The 20,535-nt window shown below is 69.4% G+C and carries 18 protein-coding genes; 8 read left to right on the forward strand and 10 right to left on the reverse strand.

Features of this window, described 5'->3' with window-relative positions; translation table 11 throughout:
- Positions 1–426 (forward strand): biopolymer transporter ExbD, encoded by a 426-nt coding sequence (locus EZ216_RS06205; RefSeq protein WP_135248793.1) that lies wholly within the window; start codon positions 1–3, stop codon positions 424–426.
- A gap of 4 nt (positions 427–430) precedes the next feature.
- Complete coding sequence (gene tolA / locus EZ216_RS06210; protein WP_135248795.1) at positions 431–1,285, forward strand: cell envelope integrity protein TolA; 855 nt, start codon at positions 431–433, stop codon at positions 1,283–1,285.
- 139 nt (positions 1,286–1,424) lie between these two features.
- Here the strand turns inward: tolA and dnaE are convergent, their stop codons facing one another.
- A complete protein-coding gene (gene dnaE, locus EZ216_RS06215) occupies positions 1,425–4,889 on the reverse strand; it encodes a DNA polymerase III subunit alpha (RefSeq protein WP_135248797.1) in 3,465 nt (1,154 codons plus the stop codon).
- 50 nt (positions 4,890–4,939) lie between these two features.
- Here dnaE and EZ216_RS06220 point away from each other — a divergent pair, with 50 nt between their 5' ends.
- Positions 4,940–5,677: a sulfurtransferase gene (locus EZ216_RS06220; protein WP_135248799.1), complete on the forward strand. Its 738-nt coding sequence runs from the start codon at positions 4,940–4,942 to the stop codon at positions 5,675–5,677.
- On the opposite strand, the gene EZ216_RS06225 is transcribed toward EZ216_RS06220, so the two are convergent.
- The 5 genes from EZ216_RS06225 to EZ216_RS06245 all read right to left on the reverse strand — a co-directional run bounded on the left by EZ216_RS06225 (position 5,674) and on the right by EZ216_RS06245 (position 9,306).
- Positions 5,674–6,369, reverse strand: a complete 696-nt coding sequence (locus EZ216_RS06225; protein WP_135248801.1) for a DUF599 domain-containing protein — start codon at positions 6,367–6,369, stop codon at positions 5,674–5,676. The two genes, EZ216_RS06220 and EZ216_RS06225, sit on opposite strands and share 4 nt — an antisense overlap.
- A gap of 154 nt (positions 6,370–6,523) precedes the next feature.
- The gene (locus EZ216_RS06230) at positions 6,524–7,420 is read right to left on the reverse strand and encodes a pirin family protein (protein WP_135248803.1); all 897 of its coding nucleotides are present in this window, start codon (positions 7,418–7,420) and stop codon (positions 6,524–6,526) included.
- A gap of 10 nt (positions 7,421–7,430) precedes the next feature.
- A complete protein-coding gene (locus EZ216_RS06235) occupies positions 7,431–7,988 on the reverse strand; it encodes a flavodoxin family protein (RefSeq protein ID WP_135248805.1) in 558 nt (185 codons plus the stop codon).
- A gap of 90 nt (positions 7,989–8,078) precedes the next feature.
- Positions 8,079–8,531, reverse strand: a complete 453-nt coding sequence (locus EZ216_RS06240; protein ID WP_135248807.1) for a DoxX family protein — start codon at positions 8,529–8,531, stop codon at positions 8,079–8,081.
- Positions 8,532–8,604: 73 nt separating this feature from the next.
- Positions 8,605–9,306, reverse strand: coding sequence for a pirin family protein (locus EZ216_RS06245; protein WP_135248809.1), 702 nt, complete (start codon positions 9,304–9,306; stop codon positions 8,605–8,607).
- A 225-nt stretch (positions 9,307–9,531) separates the two neighbouring features.
- Between EZ216_RS06245 and EZ216_RS06250 the strand changes: the two genes are divergently transcribed.
- The 5 genes from EZ216_RS06250 (at position 9,532) to EZ216_RS06270 (ending at position 14,435) form a co-directional block, all read left to right on the forward strand.
- The gene (locus tag EZ216_RS06250) at positions 9,532–10,485 is read left to right on the forward strand and encodes a LysR family transcriptional regulator (RefSeq protein WP_135248813.1); all 954 of its coding nucleotides are present in this window, start codon (positions 9,532–9,534) and stop codon (positions 10,483–10,485) included.
- 16 nt (positions 10,486–10,501) lie between these two features.
- Positions 10,502–11,566: an NAD(P)/FAD-dependent oxidoreductase gene (locus EZ216_RS06255; RefSeq protein WP_135248815.1), complete on the forward strand. Its 1,065-nt coding sequence runs from the start codon at positions 10,502–10,504 to the stop codon at positions 11,564–11,566.
- Positions 11,567–11,576: 10 nt separating this feature from the next.
- Complete coding sequence (gene gluQRS, locus EZ216_RS06260) at positions 11,577–12,458, forward strand: tRNA glutamyl-Q(34) synthetase GluQRS (RefSeq protein WP_135248817.1); 882 nt, start codon at positions 11,577–11,579, stop codon at positions 12,456–12,458.
- Positions 12,419–13,183, forward strand: coding sequence for a tRNA (guanosine(46)-N7)-methyltransferase TrmB (gene trmB / locus EZ216_RS06265; RefSeq protein ID WP_135248819.1), 765 nt, complete (start codon positions 12,419–12,421; stop codon positions 13,181–13,183). Before gluQRS ends, trmB begins: the two co-directional genes overlap by 40 nt.
- 109 nt (positions 13,184–13,292) lie before the next feature.
- Positions 13,293–14,435 carry an ABC transporter substrate-binding protein gene (locus EZ216_RS06270; RefSeq protein ID WP_135248821.1) on the forward strand — a complete coding sequence of 381 codons (1,143 nt, stop codon included), beginning with the start codon at positions 13,293–13,295 and terminating at the stop codon, positions 14,433–14,435.
- Positions 14,436–14,580: 145 nt separating this feature from the next.
- Here the strand turns inward: EZ216_RS06270 and EZ216_RS06275 are convergent, their stop codons facing one another.
- The 4 genes from EZ216_RS06275 to EZ216_RS06290 all read right to left on the reverse strand — a co-directional run bounded on the left by EZ216_RS06275 (position 14,581) and on the right by EZ216_RS06290 (position 20,363).
- Complete coding sequence (locus EZ216_RS06275) at positions 14,581–15,678, reverse strand: transglutaminase-like domain-containing protein (RefSeq protein ID WP_135248823.1); 1,098 nt, start codon at positions 15,676–15,678, stop codon at positions 14,581–14,583.
- Positions 15,679–15,680: 2 nt separating this feature from the next.
- Positions 15,681–16,193, reverse strand: coding sequence for a TlpA family protein disulfide reductase (locus EZ216_RS06280; protein ID WP_167772836.1), 513 nt, complete (start codon positions 16,191–16,193; stop codon positions 15,681–15,683).
- A complete protein-coding gene (gene alaS, locus EZ216_RS06285; protein WP_135248827.1) occupies positions 16,190–18,901 on the reverse strand; it encodes an alanine--tRNA ligase in 2,712 nt (903 codons plus the stop codon). Before alaS ends, EZ216_RS06280 begins: the two co-directional genes overlap by 4 nt.
- A gap of 229 nt (positions 18,902–19,130) precedes the next feature.
- The gene (locus EZ216_RS06290) at positions 19,131–20,363 is read right to left on the reverse strand and encodes an MFS transporter (RefSeq protein WP_239024281.1); all 1,233 of its coding nucleotides are present in this window, start codon (positions 20,361–20,363) and stop codon (positions 19,131–19,133) included.
- Between the last annotated feature and the right edge of the window lie 172 nt (positions 20,364–20,535).

Consider the following 20,535-nt stretch of genomic DNA (forward strand, 5'->3'; position numbering starts at 1 on the left):
ATGCCCAGCGTGGTGTCCCGCGGCCGAGGCCGCCGCACGATCAACGAGATCAACATGGTCCCGTTCATCGACGTGATGCTGGTGCTGCTGATCATCTTCATGGTCACCGCGCCGCTCATCACGCCCAGCCTGATCGACCTGCCCAGCGTGGGCAAGGCCAACCGCCAGCCAGACCGCAAGCTGGAAGTCGTGATCGGCAAGGACGAGAAGCTGGTGCTCAAGTCGGGCACCGAATCGCGCTCGATGTCGCTGGCCGGCCTGGCCGGCGCCATCGTCGGCGCGCAGGCAGGCCAGCCGCCCGGTTCCGTGGCCGTGGTGATCAGCGCCGACCGCTCCGTCAAGTACGAGACGGTGGTCATGGTGATGGACACGCTGCAGCGCGCCGGCGTGCAGCGCGTGGGCCTGTCGGTGCAACTGGCCCGCTGACCGCATGCACGCCAGCGGACGTCCGGAATTCCTGCCGCCCCACGAGGGCGGGCTGCCGCGCTCCATCGGCCTGGCGCTGCTGGCGCACGCCGTGCTGGTGCTGGGCCTCAGCTGGGGCCTGAAGTGGAAGCGCGACGACGCCACCGTCGCCGTCGAGGCCGAGCTGTGGTCCAACACCGTGCAGCAAGCCGCGCCGCGCCCGGCGGAGCCGCCGCCCGCGCCCCCACCGCCGCCGGCCCCCGCGCCGACACCCGCTCCACCACCCGCGCAGCGCGAAGCCGACATCGCCCTGGAACGCGAGAAGCAGCGCGCCGCGCAGGAAGAGGCGCGCCGGCAGGAAGCCGAGAAGCGCCAGGCCGCGGCGCAGAAGAAGAAGGAAGAAGAAGCCGCCCGCCGCAAGGAGCAGGAAAAGCTGGCTGCGGAGGCGAAGAAGAAGGAAGACCAGGCGAAGACGCGCCGCCAGCAGGAAGACGAGCAGCGCGTGGCCAAGCTGCGCGAAGAGAACCTGCGCCGCATCCAGGGCCTGGCCGGCGCGACGGGCGCACGCGACGCCTCCGGCACGGCAATGCGATCCACCGGCCCCAGCGCCAGCTACGCCGGCCGCCTGTCCGCCATCTTCCAGCGCAACGTGGTGTTCCCCGGCGGCGTGGAAACCATCTCCGGCAATCCGGAAGCGGAGGTGCAGGTGAAGGTGTCGCCTTCCGGCTTCATCCTCAGCGCGAGGCTCATCCGCTCCAGCGGCAACCCTGCGTGGGATGAAGCGGCCGTGCGCGCCATCGAGCGCAGCGAACGCATCCCTGCCGACGTGGACGGACACTACGAGCAGGACTTCCCGGTGAAGATGCGGCCCAAGCGCTGAACGCGCGGGCACCCTCCCCCAACCCTGTCTTGCCGGGCTTGGCCCGGCATCCATCTCCCCACCTCAGACGTGCGCGCTCGACGTGCAGGAGGTGGATTCCGGCGTTCGCCGGAATGACACGGTATGTGCGGGGCTAGCCTCAGCCCGCGTCGTAAACGATCTGCGCCTGCCCGCCGTCGGCCTGCGCCATCCAGCTGGCCAGCGCGGCATCCGTCGGGTAGAAGCGCGCCACCTCGCCCAGCTGCAGTTCCGCCACCGCGTTGTCGCGGCGCAAGGCCAGGCGCACGGGCAGGCCGCGCACCAGTTCGCCCTGCTCCGTCTGCTCGCGCCGCGCCGGGAATTCGCGCACCAGCCGCTGCACGTCCGGCGCCTTGCCGTTGACGGCCACGCGCAGGAACTTGCCGAAGCGGCAGCGCGCCGTCGCCAGGTCCCACGCCTGCTGCACCTGCAGGCGGTAGCCGCCGGAGAAGCGGTCCGGCTGCAGGCGGCCCTGCACGATGACCAGTTCGTCGTCCTTGAGCAGGTTGCGGTTGGCGTTGATCACGTTCTCGTCGGCGGTGGCCTCGATCACGCCCGACTTGTCGTCCAGCTTGAACAGGGCCAGCTTGCCGCGCTGCCCGTTGATCACGCGGAAGTCGCTGACGATGCCGGCCAGCAGCTGCGGTTCGCGGCTGTCCACCAGGTCGTCGATGGCCGTGCGCACGAAGCGCCGCACCTCCATCGCCACCTCGTCGAACAGGTGGCCCGAGAGGTAGAAGCCGACGGCCGTCTTCTCGAAAGTCAGCCTCTCCTTCACGCCCCAGGGCATGGCTTCCACCAGCGGCGGCTCCTGCGTGCTGGCGGCATGCGAGTCGCCCATGTCGAACAGGCCGCCCTGGTTGGCGTTGGCTTCGGCGGCGTTGGCGAAGTCGAAGGCGCGGTCGATGGACGCGACCAGCGCGGCGCGATTGAGCTGCAGCGCATCGAAGGCGCCGGCCTTGATCAGCGCTTCCACCGTGCGCTTGTTGATGCGCGTGCGGTCGACGCGGCAACAGAAGTCGAACAGGCTCTTGAACGGCCCGCCTTCTTCGCGCGCGCGCACGATGCACTCGATGGCCAACTGGCCGGTGCCCTTCACCGCGCCCAGGCCGTAGCGGATGACCTTGTCCGACACCGGCTCGAAACGGTACACGCCGCGGTTGACGTCGGGCGGCTCGAACGAGAGCCCGAAGTGCTTCATCGCGTCCTCGAACAGCACCTTGAGCTTGTCGGTGTTGTCCATTTCCACGGTCATGTTCGAGCAGAAGAACTCGGCCGTGTAGTGCACCTTCAGCCAGCCCGTGTGGTAGGCCAGCAGCGAGTACGCGGCGGCGTGCGACTTGTTGAAGCCGTAGCCCGCGAACTTCTCCATCAGGTCGAAGATCTCGTCCGCCTTCTCCGTCGCGATGCCGTTCTTCGCGGCGCCCTCGCGGAAGATCTCGCGGTGCTTGGCCATCTCCTCGGCCTTCTTCTTGCCCATGGCCCGGCGCAACAGGTCGGCGCCGCCCAGCGTGTAGCCGCCCAGGATCTGCGCCGTCTGCATCACCTGCTCCTGGTAGACCATGATCCCGTAGGTTTCCGAGAGCATCTCCGACACCAGCGGGTGCGGGTACTCCACTTCCTCGCGGCCGTGCTTGCGCGCGACGAAGCTGGGGATCAGGTCCATGGGACCCGGGCGGTACAGGGCGTTCAGCGCGATCAGGTCTTCCAGCCGCGTGGGCCGCGCGTCGCGCAGCATGCCCTGCATGCCGCGCGATTCGAACTGGAACACGGCTTCGGTCTTGCCGTCGGCGAAGAGCTTGTACGTGCGCGCGTCGTCCAGCGGCACGTTCTCGAACACGAAGTCTTCCCGTCCCTTGTGGCGCGCGCGAATGAACTCCTTGGCGATCTCCAGGATGGTCAGCGTGGCCAGGCCCAGGAAGTCGAACTTCACCAGGCCCGCGGCCTCCACGTCGTCCTTGTCGTACTGGCTCACCGCGGAGTCGCTGCCCGGCTGCTGGTACAGCGGCGTGAAATCGGTCAGCTTGCCGGGGGCGATGAGCACGCCGCCCGCGTGCATGCCCACGTTGCGCGTCATGCCCTCCAGCTTCTGCGCGAAGGCCAGCAGCGTCTTGACCTCGTCTTCCCGGTCCAGCCGCTCGGCCAGGATGGGCTCCACCTTGATCGCCTCGGCGATGGTGATGTGCTGCCCCGGCTTGTTGGGGATCAGCTTGCTGATGCCGTCGCAGAACGTGTAGCTCATGTCCAGCACGCGGCCCACGTCGCGGATGGCCGCGCGCGCGGCCATGGTGCCGAAAGTGGCGATCTGGCTCACCGCCTCGCGCCCGTACTTGTCCTTGACGTACTCGATGACGCGGTCGCGGTTGGCCTGGCAGAAGTCGATGTCGAAGTCGGGCATCGACACGCGCTCCGGGTTCAGGAAGCGCTCGAACAGCAGGTTGTACTGCAGCGGGTCCAGGTCGGTGATCTTCAGCGCGTACGCCACCAGCGAACCGGCACCCGAGCCGCGGCCCGGGCCCACCGGGCAGCCGTTGTTCTTGGCCCAGTTGATGAAGTCGCCCACGATCAGGAAGTAGCCCGGGAACCCCATCTTCAGGATGGTGTTGATCTCGAACTCCAGCCGCTCCACGTAACGCGGCATCTCCTTCCCGCGCTGCGCCGCATCGGGGTACAGGTGGGCCATGCGTTCCACCAGGCCTTCATGCGACGCGTGCCGGAAGTAGTCCTCGATCGGCATGCCGTTGGGCGTGGGGAAGTTGGGCAGCCGCGGCTTGCCCAGGTCCAGCACCAGGTTGCAGCGCTTGGCGATCTCCAGCGTGTTGGCGACGGCCGAAGGTACGTCGGCGAACAGCGCTTCCATCTCGGCGGACGGCTTGAAGTACTGCTCGCGCGTGAACTTGCGCACGCGGCGCGGGTTGCCCAGGATCTCGCCTTCGGAGATGCAGACGCGCGCTTCGTGCGATTCGTAGTCGTCGGGCGCGGTGAACTGAACGGGATGCGAAGCCACCACGGGCAGCTTCAGGTTGGCGGCCAGCTGCACCGCCGCGGCCACGTGCGTCTCGTCATCAGGTCGGCCCGCACGCTGCAGTTCCAGATAGAAGCGGTGCGGGAAGATGGAAGCCAGCTCCAGCGCCACCTGGCTGGCGCGCGCGGCATCGCCCTGCACCAGCGCCTGCCCCACGGGGCCTGCCTGCGCGCCGGACAGCACGATCAGGCCTTCGCCCAGTTCGCGCAGCCATTCCGCCTTGCACGCGCCCTGCGCGCGCACCACGTTCAGCGTCCACGCGCGCGCCAGCAGTTCGCACAGGTTCAGGTAGCCGGTGCGGTTCTGCACCAGCACCACGATGCGCGACGTCATGGCCGCATCGGTCGCGAAGCCCTGCACCAGCAGTTCGGCGCCCACCAGCGGCTTCACGCCCGCGCCGCGCGCGGCCTTGTAGAACTTGATGCCGCCGAAGAGGTTGTTGAAGTCCGTGATGCCCAGCGCGGGCTGGCCGTCTTTCGCCGCCGCCTCCACGACGTCGTCGATGCGGTTGGTGCCGTCGACGACGGAAAACTCGGTGTGCAAGCGCAGGTGGACGAACATGGTGTCGATTGTAGGGAAGCGGCCCTGCGGACCTTCCCTAAAATCGCACGGTGCAAGAGGTTCTGAACGTCGCCGGTTACCGGTTCGCGCCCGTGGCCGATCCGGCCGCGCTGCAGGGGCGCCTGCACGCCGCCGCGTCGGCGGTTTCGCTCAAGGGCACGGTGCTGCTGGCGCACGAAGGCGTCAACCTGTCGCTGGCCGGCTCGCCCAAAGGTGTCGAATCGTTCCTCGGCGTGTTGCGCGCCGAACCCGGTTTCACCGGCTTCGAGGTCAAGCGCAGCACTTCGGCGCACGTGCCTTTCCGCAAGCTCGTGGTCAAGGCCAAGCGCGAGATCATCCGCATGGACCAGCCGGCCATCGTTCCGCATGACGGCCGCGCGCCGGCCGTCGAGTCACGCACGCTGCAGCGCTGGCTGGACCAAGGCCACGACGACGAAGGCCGTCCGGTCGTGACGCTGGACACGCGCAATGGCTTCGAGGTGGATTGCGGCACCTTCGAAGGCGCCATCGACTGGCGCCTGAACAAGTTCAGCGATTTCCCCAACGCGCTGCGCGAGCACGCGGGCGAGCTGGCCGGCAAGACCGTGGTGAGCTTCTGTACCGGCGGCATCCGCTGCGAAAAAGCCGCGCTGGCAATGCAGGCCGCCGGCGTGCAGCACGTGTGGCAGCTGGAAGGCGGCATCCTGAAGTACTTCGAGGAAACCGGCGGCGCACATTTCCACGGCCGCTGTTTCGTCTTCGACGGGCGCGAGGAACTGGACGCCGCGCTGGTGCCGCGGAAGCCTTAGTCACGCAGCAGATGCAGCACCTGCGAATTGAACTCGCGCGCGTACAGCACGCAAGCGACCACGGCCGCCCCGATGGCGAAGGCCAGCGGCGAGAAGAACCAGGCCAGCGTGGCGAACGAGAAGTAGTAGGCCCGGATGCCGTCGTTGAACGTCTCCGCCGCCATGCCCACCAGCGTGCCCGCGCGCTCGGCGAAGCCTTCGCGCTCCGCCTTGCCCTGCGCGAATTCCACCGCCTCGGGCATGGAGCCCAGCACCAGCGCCGCGAACGTGTACTGGCGCATCGACCAGGTGAAGCGGAAGAAGGCGAACACGAAGATCGCCATGACCACCAGCAGCTTGATCTCGAACACCAGCATGGTGGTGCGGGCGGCGAACGGGATCTCGCGCACGAAGTCGGCCGCCTTGTCGGTGGTGCCCAGCAGGGCCAGCAGGCCGCCGATGATGATCAGCGTGGCCGAGGCGAAGAACGAAGGGCTGGACGACAGGCTCTGCACGATCACGCCGTCGACCACGCGCGGGTCGCGGTACGTGGCCTGCAGCATCCAGCGGCGGCGCCACGCGTTGGTGACGGCCAGCAGCGTCGAATGCGAGCGGATGGCGCGGCGCGAGTACCACGCATAGCCGGTCCACACGGCGCCGAACCACACCAGCGCCAGCCAGTCGGGAAGCGTGAGGATGGTCAAGGCTTGCATCGCGCCGGATCATACGGCCGATGAAAGCGGGGTCCGCAGCGCAGAGAACGCAGTGCGAGCGCAGAGTTCGCAGAGGGAAACCTCAAAAAGGCATTCCTTGTCTTCTCTGCATCCTCTGCGCTCGCTCTGCGCCCTTGCGTTGCGGACCCCGTCTTCAGGACATCGGCTCAGGCGGCGTGAACCGCGTCGGCGGCAGGGGGATGAACTCGACGTCGTCGCCGGGCACCGAAGGGAACCGCTGCGCGGCCCACTCGTCGCTGGCTTCCAGGATGCGCTCCTTGCGGCTGGAGACGAAGTTCCAGTACATGAAGCGTGGGCCGACGGTTTCCCCACCCACCACGACGAAGCGCGCGTCGGGCCGCGCGGACACGCGCGCGTCGCGGCCCGGCTCCAGCACCAGCATCTGGTGCGGGGCCAGCGGCTCGCCGTCGATCGTGACTTCTCCGGCCACCGGGTACACCGCCAGCTCGGGCGCCAGCGCCGGCAGGTCGAACTCGCCGCCGCCCGGCACGGAAACATCGAGGTAGACCGTCGGCGACGCGGGGACAACGGGCGAGCGCTGCCCGAAAGCTTCGCCGACCAGCACGCGCACACGCGCCGGCCCGAACGACACTTCGGGGATCGCGTCCGCCGGCGTGTGCTGGAACGAAGGCTCCGTCTCCTCCAGCGCTTCCGGCAACGCCACCCACAACTGCAAACCGTGGTTGGTGAATTCGCTGCCGCGCAGCTCGTCGGGCTTGCGCTCGGAGTGCACGATGCCGCGGCCCGCGGTCATCCAGTTGATGGCGCCCGGCTCGATGCGCTGCACGCTGCCCAGGCTGTCGCGGTGCATCATCGCGCCCTCGAACAGGTAGGTCACCGTGGCCAGCCCGATGTGCGGGTGCGGCCGCACGTCGTGCTGGTCCTGCGGGTGTTCCGTCACGGGACCGAAGTGGTCGAAGAAGACGAAAGGCCCGACGCTGCGCCGGCGGGCGGCCGGCAGCAGGCGGCGGACCTTGAAGCCGCCCCCCAGGTCTTTCTCTTGGCCGATGAGTTGCTGGACGACGGGCATGGCCAAGAGCTTACTTGCGCGCCCAGCGTTCCGCCACCGCGCGCACGCGCTTGCCGAACTCGGTGGCGAACTTCAGGTCGCCGGCATGCATCTCGGCGGGCGACGCGTCCGAATGCGACACCGATGCGGCGCCGCTCCAGATGCCCATCCAGTTCAGGTCGTCGCGGGTGTGGGCCTTGGCGTTGGACGGCAGCATGCCGGTGCCCACCCACACGCCGCCGTGCTGCATGGCCAGCGTCATGAAGTAGTTCAGCGTGCTCGTCTTGTCGCCGATGGTGCTGGCGCTGTTGGTGAAGCCGGCGAACAGCTTGTCCTTCCAGGCCGAGCTGAACCAGGGCCTGGACGAAGCGTCGGCGAACTTCTTGAACTGCCAGCTGGGGCCGCCCATGTAGGTGGGCGAGCCGAAGACGATGGCGTCGGCGGCCTGGAGCTGCTCCCACGCGCCGCCGGGCAGGTTGCCGTCGGCGTCGATGGCGATGAGGTGGGCATCCGCGCCCTCGGCCACGGCTTGCGCCTGGCGCTGCGTGTGGCCGTAGCCCGAGTGGTAGACGACTGCGATGGAGGCCATGTTTCTTTCTGCGGGAGGCTTTTCAGGGATGAGTTGTCCCGCCGGGCGCGCGTGTACGCGCCCGGACGGTGGGGGGACGGGAATCGCAGGTTAGCGGGCGGAGCGGCCGTCGATGCTCCAGCGGCCGGGCCCGAAGGCGAACACGAACAGCAGGCCGCCGACGACGGCGATGTTCTTCCAGAACGACTGCATCTGCATCATCTTCTGGGCTTCGGGCACGGCCCAGAAGTTGTGGAAGATGGGCGTGATCATCGCGACGAAGAACGCCAGGCCCAGCGCGGCCCAGCGGCCCTTGATGCCCAGCAGCAGCGCGATGCCGAAGCCCAGCTCGAAGACGATGGCGATGGCCGCGCAGACCTCGGGCATCGGCACGCCCTTGGACGCGATGTAGCCCACGATGCCGGAAAAGCCCATCAGCTTGGAAAAGCCGGCCGGGATGAACAGCCAGGACAGCAGGATGCGACCGACGAGGGTGGCGACGTCCTGCGCGGCTGGGTTGCCGACAGCGCCGGTCTCGTAACGGTTGCGGGTGAGGGTGCTCATCTTCGGATCTCCGTTGGGAAGGGAAAAGGGTTGGAAACTGCCGGGCGGAACTGGTTCCCGCCCGTTGGGTTGCTCAGGGCTGCAGGTCGAACACCAGCACCTCGGCCTGCTTGCCGTTCTTCAGCTCGACGCGGGTCTCGCCGTCCAGCAGGGCGGCATCGCCGGCCTTCAGCGGCTTGCCGTTGACGTCGAGTTCGCCGCGCACCAGGTGCACGTAGCCCTTGCGGCCGTCGGCCAGCTGCAGCTGCGCCGCTTCCGCGCCGTCGAGCAGGCCCGCGTACACCCGGGCATCGGCGTGGATCTTCACCGAGCCTTCCGCCGAGTCGGGCGAAGCCACCAGGCGCAGCTTGCCGCGCTTGTCGCCTTCGCCGAACGTCTTCTGCTCGTAGCTGGGCGGGATGCCGCGCACGTTGGGCTCGATCCAGATCTGCAGGAAGTGCGTGGTCTGCTGCGGCGCATGGTTGAACTCGCTGTGCATCACGCCGCTGCCGGCGCTCATGCGCTGCACGTCGCCGGGCGGGATGCCCTTGACGTTGCCCATGCTGTCCTTGTGCGCGAGGTTGCCCTCCAGCACGTAGCTGATGATCTCCATGTCGCGGTGGCCGTGCGTGCCGAAGCCGGTGCCCGGGGCGATGCGGTCTTCGTTGATCACGCGCAGGTTGCCCCAGCCCATGTGCTCGGGGTCGTAGTAGTTGGCGAAAGAGAAGCTGTGGTGGCTGTCCAGCCAGCCGTGGTTGGCATGGCCGCGTTCCTGGGACTTGCGAAGGGTGAGCATGTGACTCTCCTGCGTTGAACCGGCGCCGCATGCGCCGTCGATGGAAAGACTGTAGGCGCCGCACCCCAACCCATCGGCGGCCCGGCTTTGATGGCATCATTCAAAAACTTTGAACACATATGGCGTCATCCCCGCGGCGGCGGGGATCCATGGCTTCCAGCGCTTGAGCTGCGAATGCGGACGCCATGGATTCCCGCCTTCTCGGGAATGACGCGGGTTCTCGCGATGCCCACGCCCCGCGATGTCCTCACCCCCGATGCGCTGGCGCTGCTGCAGGCCGTGGAACGCGCCGGCAGCTTCGCGGGCGCGGCGCGCGAGCTGGGGCTGGTGCCCAGCGCCGTCACCTACCGCGTGCGGCAGATCGAGGATGCGCTCGACGCGCTGCTGTTCGACCGCGCCTCGCGCCAGGCCCGCCTGACCGACGCCGGCGCCGAGCTGCTGCGCGAAGGCCAGCGGCTGCTGGGCGAAGTCGACGCGGTGGCCAGCCGCGTGCGCCGCGTGGCCACGGGCTGGGAATCGCAGCTCACCATCGCCGTGGACGCCATCATTTCCTGCGGCACGGTGATGGAACTGGCGCAGGCCTTCTTCGAGGTGGCGCCGCACACGCGCCTGCGCATCCGCGACGAGGCGCTCTCGGGCACGCTGGCCGCGTTGACCAGCGGCGGCGCCGATCTGGCACTGGGCGTGGCGCTGGTGGAGCAAGGCCAGGTGTCCGGCCTGCACGCGCGCGTGCTGGGCGACGTGCCCTTCGTGTTCGTCGTCGCCCCCCATCACCCGCTGGCTTCGCAGCCCGAACCGCTGCCCGACGAACTGGTGCAGAAGTACCGCGCCGTCGCGGTCGCCGACTCGGTGCAGCAGGGCAGCGGCATGACGTTCGGCCTGCTCGCGGGGCAGGACGTGTTCACCGTGCCCACCATGCGCGCCAAGCTGGACGCGCAGCTGCGGGGCATCGGCGCCGGCTTCCTCCCCGAACCGATGGTGCGGCCCTACGTGGAGACGGGCCGCCTGGTGACCAGGCAGGTTCAGCGCGCGCAGCGCATCGTCCGCCCCAGCTACGCCTGGCGCGAGTCGGGCCCGCTCGGCCCCGGCCGCGGCCTGCAGTGGTGGCTGCAGCAGCTGGAAAGCGCGGCCACGCGGCACGCGCTGCTGGACCGCCACGCCGGGCCCCTGTCGGCCTGATGCCACAATGCGCGCGATGCCCTCCTCCTCCCGCGCGCCGAAACCTCCCTCCCATCCGCGGCGTTACGCGGTGATCGGCGCCGGCCTCGCCGGCATCGCCTGCGCCCGCACGCTGGCCCAGGCCGGGCACGAAGTGCGCGTGCTCGAGCAGGCTTCGCAGGTGGGCGGCCGCATGGCCGGCGCCACCTCGCCCTTCGGCAGTTTCGATTCGGGCGCGCAGTACTTCACCGTGCGCGACGACCGCTTCCGCCGCGCACTCGAAACCACGCCCGCCGCGGTGCGGCCCTGGAACACCAACGCCGTGCGCGTGCTCGACCCGCTGGGCCGCATCGCCGAAGCCGCCGAGCCCTCGCCGCAGACCCGCTGGGTGGGCGCGCCCGTCATGGACGCGCTGCCCCGCGAATGGGCCCGCCCGCTGGCCGACGCCCTCTCGCTGGACACGTTTGCCGAGCGCATCGAACCCGACGCGCTGGACACGCGCCGCTGGCAGGTGCGCACGGCCGGCCCGCAAGGCGCCGTGCACGTGGAACCGGGCTTCGACGCGGTGCTGCTGGCCATTCCCGCGCCGCATGCCGCGGCGCTGCTGGAGCGGTCGCGTGTGGCGCCCGTGTTCGCGCAGAAGCTGGCGCAGGTGGACATCGCGCCGTGCTGGACCTTGATGCTCGCTTTCCCGCAGGCCGGCACCACGCCGCTGGGCCCGCAATGGAACGCCGCGCTCAGCAGCCACCACCGAGTGGCCTGGCTGGCGCGCGAATCCACGAAGCCGGGCCGCGAGCCGGTGGAACGCTGGACCGTGCAGGCCAGCCCCGCCTGGTCGGCCGAGCATTTCGGCGACGACGAAGCGCGCGTGACGGCCAAACTGCTGAAGGCTTTCGCCGAGATCACCGGCATCCGCGCCCAGCCCGCGCACACGCAGGCGCGCCGCTGGCGGCACGCCAAGACGCTCACGCCGCTGGGCCGCTCGCACCTGTGGGATTCGCAGGTGGGACTGGGCCTGTGCGGCGACTGGTGCCTGGGCCACCGCGTCGAGCACGCATTCGCCTCCGGGCTGGAACTGGCCCTCGCCGCCCTCGAGGGCTGAAGAGCGCGCCATGGCGCCGTACCGTGGGCGCTTCGCGCCCTCCCCCACCGGGCCGCTGCATGCGGGCTCGCTGGTGGCGGCGCTGGCCAGCTGGCTGGATGCCCGCGCCAAGGGTGGCCGGTGGCTGGTGCGCATCGAGGACGTGGACGCGCCGCGCTGCGTGCCGGGCGCCGACCGCGAAATCCTGCGGCAGCTGGACGCCTGTGGCCTGCGGCCCGACGAACCGCCCGTGTGGCAATCCACCCGTGGCAGCGCCTACCAGGACGCGCTGGATTCGCTGGTCGCGAAGGGCGCCGCCTATCCCTGCGCCTGCTCGCGCAAGGACATCGAGGAAGCGCTGATCGCGCTGGGGCGCCCGCGCCGCCGCGGCGAGGAAGCGCCCTACCCCGGCACCTGCCGCGATGGGCTGCATGGCCGTCCGGCGCGCGCGTGGCGCTTGCGCGTGCCTCACGGCATGGTGCACTGGACCGATCGTCGCCTGGGGCCGCAATCGCAAGATGTCGCGCATGACGTGGGTGACTTCGTCCTGCGGCGCGCCGACGGCCTGTGGGCCTACCAACTGGCCGTGGTGGTGGATGACGCCGCCCAGGCCATCACCCACGTGGTCCGCGGCGAAGACCTCGCGGACAACACCGCGCGCCAGCTCGTGCTGCAGCGCGCCCTGGGCCTGCCAGCGCCGTCGTACCTGCACACGCCGCTGGTGCTGGGCGCCAACGGCGAGAAGCTGTCGAAGCAGAACGGCGCGCAGGCGCTGGACCTGGCCGACCCGCTGGCGGCGCTGGATGCGGCTGCCGCCGTGCTCGGGCTGCGGAGCCACGCCGCCGGCTGCACCCTCGATGGTGCATTGGCCGGATGGGCGGGGGCGTGGCCCTTTCTACAATCGGGGGCGTGAGAGACACCGATTCCGAGCCGGCCGCCGCGGGCCAGCCGCCCGAAGGCGTGGCGCACCCGCGGGCGATCCGCAGTTTCGTGCGCCGCGCCGGCCGCACCACCGAAGGCCAGAAGCGCGCCTTCGGCGCCCTGGGCCCCAAGTACCTGCTGCCTTACCAGGCGCAGCCGGTGGACCTGGCGTCGGCGTTCGGCCGTGCCGCGCCCACCATCCTGGAGATCGGCTTCGGCATGGGCGAGGCCACGGCGCACATCGCGGGCCTGATGCCCGGCAACAATTTCCTGTGCTGCGAGGTGCACGAACCCGGCGTGGGCGCGCTGCTCAAGCGCATCGGCGAGCAGGGCCTGGCCAACATCCGCATCGTGCAGCACGACGCGGTGGAGGTGCTGGACCACATGCTGGCGCCCGCGTCCCTCGCCGGCGTGCACGTTTTCTTCCCGGACCCGTGGCACAAGCTGCGCCACCACAAGCGCCGCCTGATCCAGCCGGCGCTGGTGGCGCGCCTTGCCTCGCGGCTGGCGCCGGGCGGCTACCTGCACTGCGCCACGGACTGGGAGCCTTATGCGCAGCAGATGCTGGAAGTGCTTGCTGGCGAGCCGCAGCTGCGCAACACTGCCGCGGGTTTCGCGCCGCGGCCGCCGTACCGCCCGCTCACCAAATTCGAGCAGCGCGGGCTGCGCCTGGGGCATGGCGTGTGGGACGTCGTTTTCACGCGCACGGGCATGTGAAAAAGCCGCATGACGGCCACGGCCGCCGCGCACGCCGTTTGCAGCCGGCTTGCGGCGGGTTAGCGTATGGCATCAAGATTGCTGTCGGGTAGAGGACGAAGGAGTGACCATGGAAAGCAGACGCCAATTCGTGCTGGGCACCGCCGCCGCGGGCGCGCTGGCCTGGCTGCCCGCCACCGGCGCGTTGGCGCAGGCCAAGGGCAGCCGCAAGATCGTGCTGGGCCAGTCGGTGCCCCTCACCGGCGCGGCTGACCAGATCGGGCTGGCCTTCGCGGGCGGCTCCAAGCTGTATTTCGACGCCTTCAACGGCGCCAAGAACAACCCGGGCTACACCTTCGAGCTGCGGCAGGTCGACGACGGTTACCAGCCGGCGAAGGCCGGCGAGAACGCCAAGAAGCTGCTGGCCGACGGCGCCGACCTGCTGTTCGGGTTCGTCGGCACCGCCAGCGCCGAAGCGGGCGCCGCGGTGGCCAAGCACGAAGGCGCGATCTTCTTCGCCCCCTTCGCCGCATCCGACGCGCTGCGTGGCGAAGCCGGTTCCGGCGTGTTCCACGTGCGCCCCAGCATGGCCGACGAGGCTTTCAAGATGGTGCGGCACTGCGCCACGCTCGGGCAGACGCGCATCGCCGTGGTGGCCGAGGACGACGCCATGGGCCGCGCGGGGCTGGCCGCCGTCAACCAGGCCATCCAGGAGCTGAAGCTGGCGCCGCTGGTGGGCTCGGCCTTCGTGCCGGTCAACAGCGACAAGGTCGACGCCGCGGTGGCCGCGCTGGGCAAGGTGCAGCCGCAGGCCATCATCCAGGTGTCGCTGTTCAACTCCACCGCCGCCTTCATCCGCAAGATGCGCAAGACGGGCTACGTGGGCTCGTTCCTGAACTTCTCGGTGGTGGGCATCGACCCGCTGTTCGCGGCGCTGGGCAAGGAGATCAGCGGCGTGGTGGTGTCGCAGGTCGTGCCGTCGCCGCGCAGCTCGGCCACGCCCATCGTCAAGGAATACCTGGCCGCCATCGACAACTCCGACCAGACAGCGTCGTACGAAAGCCTGGAAGGCTTCATCGCCGCGAAGACCCTTTCGGAAGCCGTGCGCCGCTCGGGCAAGCCCGGCGACAAGGCCGCGCTGCAGAAGGCGATGGCGTCGATGACCGACTACGACGTGGGCGGCTTCCGCATCAACCTGCGTGCCGGCGTGCGCGATTCCGTGCGGTCCATCGACCTGGTGACCATCACGGCCGAAGGGAAGGTCGTGCGCTGAACGCGCACTGCTGAATACGGGGTCCGCAGCGCAGAGGACGCAGAAATTCGCAGAGGACGCAGAGAAGGCAAAGAAAAACCTTTTGGAGGTTTTCCTCTGCGTTCTCTGCGAATTTCTGCGTCCTCTGCGCTGCGGACCCCGCGTTTCAGGCCTTCAATTCCCGCGCCGAAATCTGGTACTTGAAGTCGTCCGGCGCATACGAATCGAAGCGCCCCTGCGCGTCTTCGGCCACCGGGTACATCATGAAACCCAGCGGGCCCAGGCGCGAGCCGGGCAGGCGCACGTCGTGCGCGCGGTTGTAGCCCACCCAGTTGCCTTCCCAGCCGCCGTACAGGCCGCGGTACACCGGCGCCACCAGGGGGTGGTCTACCGTCTTGATCCACTGCGGCGTTTCCTGGCGCATCACCTTGGCGACGTCGGCCGGGTCCATGGCCACCCAGCCGCGCGACTGCAGGAACACCTCGGCGCGGCAGTGCTGCGCGCCCTTCAGGCTGGCGGAGTTGCTGCCCAGTTCCTTGTAGCCAAAAGCCGAAGGCGCCAGGCGCAGGCCGTACACGTCGTGCGCGGGCACGCCCACCGAACGGCACAGGCCGACGAACAGCGCGTTGATGTCCGCGCACTTGCCGCCCAGGTTGCCGGTCTCCAGCATGGTCTTGATGTCGCCTTCGCCGCAGCCGCGCACCGCGGGTTCGCGGAAGGCGTTGGCCACCACCCAGTCGTACAGGCGGCGCACCTTGTCTTCGTCGGTGCGCGCGTCGCCGACCGCCTTGCGCGCCGTGTCGCGCACGATGCCGTCGGTGGGGATCAGCGTCGTGGGCTGCAGCGCGTGGGCCAGGGTGTCGCGGTCTTCCTTCACCGCCTGGCGATGCGACCAGTCCACCGCACGGTCGCGGGTGCGCACGCGCGTGGTGAGCTCGACAAAAGGCTGCGCCGCCGCCGTGTCGAAATCGACGCGCAGCATGCGCGCGCCTTCCACGCCATCGGACACGCGCTCGGCCCTGCCGTTGGTGGCGAAGCTGCTCTCCAGCGACTGCTGCCAATCGGTGTCCAGCGAAGGGATGGGCACCCACACGCGGCTGGCCCCCTGGGCCAGCGCGGGCTCCACGCGGGTGGTGAGCTCGAACGTGCGCCAGCCGCCCTGCCGCGGCTGGAAGCGGCGCTCCTGCGCGGTGGCGAGCGTGGGCAGGGCCAGCCCGGCGGCGATGCTGCCGGTGGCGGTGAGGAAATCGCGGCGGTTGTGCATGGTCAGCTCCAGAGGCTTTCGACCAGCCGCGCGGCTTCCGGGCTGGTCCAGTCGTATTCGCCGCGCACGCGCCAGCGCGCGCGGCCGCGGGCATCGAAGCCCACGGTGGTGGGGAATTGCTTGACGCCCCAGGCCGCCGCGCCCTCGCCCATGGGGTCGAGCAGCAGCGGCTGGCCCGGCGCCCAGCCGGCTTCGCGCACGTACTTCTGCACGGTGGCCAGGCGCTCCTTGAAGTTCACCAGCTGCAGCGACAGCTTGTCGCCGTAGAAGTCCGGCAGCGATTGCAGCAGCGGCATCTCGGCCCGGCACGGCGGGCACCAGGTGGCCCAGAAATTGACGATGGTGGCGCGGCCCGCGGCGGGCACCGGCACCTTGCGGCCTTCCGCGTCGGCCACCGACAGGGCCGCCAGCGTGCCCGGGGCGGTGTCGATCTGCGCCGCGAGCGCGGCGAACGGCGCGAGCACGGCCGAAGCGACCAGCGCGCGGCGCGTCAGCCGCTCGGTGCCCTGCATCATGCGCGGTCCGCCACCCATTGCTGCACCGACTTCAGCGCGCCCGGCAGCTTGCTGGCGTCGGTGCCGCCGGCCATCGCCATGTCGGGCTTGCCGCCGCCCTTGCCGCCCACCTGCTGGGCGACGAAGTTCACCAGCTCGCCGGCCTTCACCTGGCCCATGCGGTCGGCCGTGACGCCGGCGGCGATCTGCACCTTGCCGCCGTCCACCGCCGCCAGCACGATGGCCGCGGTCTTGAGCTTGTCCTTCAGCTTGTCCATGGTGTCGCGCAGCGTCTTCGCGTCGGCGCCCTGCAGCGTGGCAGCCAGCACCTTGATGCCCTTGACCTCCACCGCCTGGCTCACCAGCTCGTCGCCCTGCGAGGAAGCCAGCTTGCCCTTGAGCTGCGCCACTTCCTTTTCCAGCGTGCGCACCTGCTCCAGCACCTGGCCGATGCGCGACTGCAGCTCGGGCACGGGCGCCTTCAGCGACGCGGCGGCGCTCTGCACCGTGGCTTCCACCTGCTGCAGGTAGGCCAGCGCGTTGGCACCGGTGACCGCTTCCACGCGGCGGATGCCGGCGGCCACGCCGCCTTCGCTCACGATCTTGAACAGGCCGATGTCGCCGGTGCGCTGCACATGCGTGCCGCCGCAAAGTTCGCGGCTGGTGCCGATGTCCAGCACGCGCACGGTGTCGCCGTACTTCTCGCCGAACAGCATCATCGCGCCGGTGGCCTTGGCGGCCTCGATGTCCATCACGCGCGCCAGCGTCGGCTGGTTGGCGAGGATTTCCTCGTTCACACGGCGCTCGATCTCGCGCACCTGGTCTTCGTTCACCGGGCTGTTGTGGGTGAAGTCGAAACGGGTCTTGTCGGCATCGACCAGCGAGCCCTTCTGCTGCACGTGGCCGCCCAGCACCTCGCGCAGCGCCTTGTGCATCAGGTGCGTGACGCTGTGGTTGCGCATGGTGGCCTGGCGGCGCGCCACGTCCACCTGCGCCTTCACCGCGTCGCCCACCTTCAGCGTGCCCTGCGACATCTGGCCGTGGTGGCCGTACACGTCGGCCTTGATCTTCTGCGTGTCTTCCACGCCGAACTGCACGCCTTCGGCCGCCAGCGCGCCGCTGTCGCCCACCTGGCCGCCGGACTCGGCGTAGAACGGCGTGGTGTCCAGCACCACGACGCCGGCTTCACCGCGCGTGAGCTGCTGCACGGGCGTGCCGTCCTTGTACAGGGCGACCACCTTCGCGGGCTCTTCCAGCCTCTCGTAGCCGGTGAACGGGTGGCCCGAGCCGGTGTATTCCAGCGCGCGGTCCATCTTGAACTTGCCAGCGGCGCGGCCCGCGGCCTTCTGCTTTTCCATCGCGGCGTCGAAGCCCGCGGTGTCGACGGTGAAGCCGCGCTCGCGGCCCACGTCCTGCGTCAGGTCGAGCGGAAAGCCGTAGGTGTCGTGCAGCTTGAACGCCACTTCGCCGGGCAGGACCTTGGTCCGGGAAAGGGCAACGCGCTGTGCAACCTCATCCGTTCGGGCTGTCGAAGCCTGGGCGCGGCCTTCGACAGGCTCAGCCCGAACGGAGGACAGCGCGGCGTCCAGGATCTCCATCCCCGTGCCCAGCGTCTCGAAGAAGCGCTCTTCCTCGGCCTTCAGCGTTTCCATCACGCGCTTTTCTTCCGCCTGCAGGCGCGGGTAGGCGGTGCCCATCAGCTTCACCAGGTCGGGCACCAGCTTGTGGAAGAACGGCTGCTTGCGGCCCAGCTTGTAGCCGTGGCGGATGGCGCGGCGGATGATGCGGCGCTGAACGTAGCCGCGGCCTTCGTTGCTGGGGATCACGCCGTCGCTGACCAGGAAGGCGGTGGCGCGGACATGGTCGGCGATGACGCGCAGCGACGGGTTGTTCAGGTCCTTCTCACCGGTCTCGCGCGCGGCGGCGGCGATCAGCTTCTCGAAGATGTCGATCTCGTAGTTGCTGTGCACGTGCTGCAGGATGGCCGCCAGGCGCTCCAGGCCCATGCCGGTGTCCACGCAGGGCGCGGGCAGCTTCACCACGCTGCCGTCCGGCTGCATGTCGAACTGCATGAACACGTGGTTCCAGATCTCGATGAAGCGGTCGCCGTCCTCGCCGGGGCTGCCGGGCGGGCCGCCGGGGATGTGCTCGCCATGGTCGTAGAAGATCTCCGAGCACGGGCCGCAGGGGCCGGTGTCGGCCATCATCCAGAAGTTGTCGCTCTTGTACTTGCCGCCCTTGTTGTCGCCGATGCGGATGACGCGGTCGGCGGGCAGGCCGATCTCCTTGGTCCAGATGTCGAAGGCCTCGTCGTCCTCGTGGTACACGGTGGCAAGCAGCCTTTCCTTCGGCAGCTTATAGACCTCGGTCAGCAGCTCCCAGCCCCACTTGAGCGACTCGCGCTTGAAGTAGTCGCCGAAGCTCCAGTTGCCCAGCATCTCGAAGAACGTGTGGTGGCGCGCGGTGTAGCCCACGTTCTCCAGGTCGTTGTGCTTGCCGCCGGCCCGCAGGCAGGCTTGCACCGAGGCGGCACGCACGTACGGGCGCTTGTCGGTGCCCAGGAACACGTCCTTGAACTGCACCATGCCCGAGTTGGTGAACATCAGCGTGGGGTCGTTGCCCGGCACGAGCGGGCTGGACTCGACGACCGTGTGCCCCTTGCTGGCGAAGAACTGGAGGAAGGTCTTGCGGATCTCGGCGACGGTGACGGGCGGCTTGGAGGAGGTCATGTGGTCTGGCTGGGGCTGGCAGCAGTCGTCGCGCCGGCCCGGAAGGAACCCACGCACGCGCGCGCGAAGCGTGGGATTTTAAGCGGGATCGGGCGCGGACTCCCTTACGCAGAGAACGCGGAGGTCACGCAGAGATCGCAGAGGAAACCTCAATGGTTTTCCTTGCCTTCTCCGCGTCCTCTGCGCTTCCTCCGCGTTCTCTGCGTAAGGGAGTCCGCGCCCGAATTCGTCAGGCCGCGGCAGCGGCCGCAGGCGGCCGGGCGCTGGGCGCGAAGGCGAAAGCCATTTGCGCAATGCCCGCCGCCAGCCCCACGGCCACGCCGATCTGCCAGGCGAGCGTGTAGTTGCCCAGCGCGTCGTACAGCAGCCCACCGCCGAACGCGCCGGTGAAGCTGCCGAACTGGTGGCTGACGAAAGCCACGCCGCCCAACATGGCCTGCCACTTCAGGCCGAAGCGGTCGACGATCCAGCCGGCCACCAGTGGGCCCACGCCCAGCCACAGGAACCCCATGATCGAAGCGAACACCAGCGTGCCACTGGGCGTGGGCGGCGACATGAAGTACCAGACCAGCGTGAGCGAGCGCAGGAAATAGATCATCCCGAGCAGCAGCAGCTTGTTCCAGCGGCCACCGGCCCAGCCGAAGAACAGGCTGCCCAGCACGTTGAACGCGCCGATGCAGCCCAGCGCCTGCGCGCTGAGCATGGGGTCCATGCCGCAGATCTCCAGGTACGCCGGCAGGTGCGTGGTCAGGAAGATCAGCTGCATGCCGCAGACGAAGTACGCCACGGCCATCACGACGAAAGGCAGGCTGGAGAAGGCCGCGCGCAGGGCGTCGCCGGCCGAGCCTTCGACGCCGCCCGATACCGCGGCCGGCGCGGGCTGCGAATCACCGCGGCTGGCGAACCACGCCGCGGGCAGCATCGCCAGCGCCATCACCGCGAAGCCGATCAGCCCCACGCGCCAGCCCCACTGCTGCATCAGCATCTGCCCCACCGGCGCGGCGATCATCGCGCCCAGCGAACCGGCGGCCGAGACGATGCCCAGCACCGTGCTGCGAACTGCCGCGGGCACCGCGCGAGCGGCGACGGCCATCGAGAGAGCAGGACCGGTGCAGGCCATCGAGAACCCGATGGCCAGGCCCGCGCCCACGATCACCGGCACCAGGCCGTGCGCGGAAGCGAGCAGCAGCAGGCCCGCCAGGTACAGGATGGAGCCGCCGATCATCAGGGGCCGGTAGCCCACGCGCACCGCCAGCGCGCCGGCGAAAGGCTGCAGGACGCCCCACGCCAGGTTCTGCACAGCCACGGCAAGGGTGAACTGCGCGACCGGGATCGCGATGTCGCGGGTGAGGCTGGGCATGAAGATGCCCAGGCTCTGCCGCAGGCCCATGGCCAGGCTGAGCATCAGCGAAGCACCGACGAGGAGCGGCAGCGCGGGGCGCAAGGCGGCGAGGCGGGACATGGCAGCAGTCTAGGGGCAGCGCGGCTGCGGCGTGGTCACGGGCTCGACACTGGATTGCCGAGTACCGCGCGTGCGCCCGCGAACACCCGAGCTAGCTCCGCTAAAGCGCCTTCCTACACCGCACCCCTCCGGTTTCCGACCTTGGCCTGAACTGCTGAAGCCGACATTCCCC

The organism is Ramlibacter humi (assembly GCF_004681975.1).
GTDB lineage: Bacteria > Pseudomonadota > Gammaproteobacteria > Burkholderiales > Burkholderiaceae_C > Ramlibacter > Ramlibacter humi.

Bases quoted from the DNA above. Each gene is read 5' to 3' on its own strand.
- EZ216_RS06290 (WP_239024281.1), bottom strand. From the start codon at position 20,363: ATGTCCCGCCTCGCCGCCTTGCGCCCCGCGCTGCCGCTCCTCGTCGGT.
- gluQRS (WP_135248817.1), top strand. From the start codon at position 11,577: ATGGCGCCGTACCGTGGGCGCTTCGCGCCCTCCCCCACCGGGCCGCTG.
- tolA (WP_135248795.1), top strand. From the start codon at position 431: ATGCACGCCAGCGGACGTCCGGAATTCCTGCCGCCCCACGAGGGCGGG.
- EZ216_RS06205 (WP_135248793.1), top strand. From the start codon at position 1: ATGCCCAGCGTGGTGTCCCGCGGCCGAGGCCGCCGCACGATCAACGAG.
- alaS (WP_135248827.1), bottom strand. From the start codon at position 18,901: ATGACCTCCTCCAAGCCGCCCGTCACCGTCGCCGAGATCCGCAAGACC.
- EZ216_RS06230 (WP_135248803.1), bottom strand. From the start codon at position 7,420: ATGCCCGTCGTCCAGCAACTCATCGGCCAAGAGAAAGACCTGGGGGGC.
- EZ216_RS06250 (WP_135248813.1), top strand. From the start codon at position 9,532: ATGCCCACGCCCCGCGATGTCCTCACCCCCGATGCGCTGGCGCTGCTG.
- EZ216_RS06255 (WP_135248815.1), top strand. From the start codon at position 10,502: ATGCCCTCCTCCTCCCGCGCGCCGAAACCTCCCTCCCATCCGCGGCGT.
- dnaE (WP_135248797.1), bottom strand. From the start codon at position 4,889: ATGTTCGTCCACCTGCGCTTGCACACCGAGTTTTCCGTCGTCGACGGC.
- EZ216_RS06275 (WP_135248823.1), bottom strand. From the start codon at position 15,678: ATGCACAACCGCCGCGATTTCCTCACCGCCACCGGCAGCATCGCCGCC.
- EZ216_RS06270 (WP_135248821.1), top strand. From the start codon at position 13,293: ATGGAAAGCAGACGCCAATTCGTGCTGGGCACCGCCGCCGCGGGCGCG.
- trmB (WP_135248819.1), top strand. From the start codon at position 12,419: ATGGGCGGGGGCGTGGCCCTTTCTACAATCGGGGGCGTGAGAGACACC.
- EZ216_RS06280 (WP_167772836.1), bottom strand. From the start codon at position 16,193: ATGATGCAGGGCACCGAGCGGCTGACGCGCCGCGCGCTGGTCGCTTCG.
- EZ216_RS06240 (WP_135248807.1), bottom strand. From the start codon at position 8,531: ATGAGCACCCTCACCCGCAACCGTTACGAGACCGGCGCTGTCGGCAAC.
- EZ216_RS06245 (WP_135248809.1), bottom strand. From the start codon at position 9,306: ATGCTCACCCTTCGCAAGTCCCAGGAACGCGGCCATGCCAACCACGGC.
- EZ216_RS06235 (WP_135248805.1), bottom strand. From the start codon at position 7,988: ATGGCCTCCATCGCAGTCGTCTACCACTCGGGCTACGGCCACACGCAG.
- EZ216_RS06225 (WP_135248801.1), bottom strand. From the start codon at position 6,369: ATGCAAGCCTTGACCATCCTCACGCTTCCCGACTGGCTGGCGCTGGTG.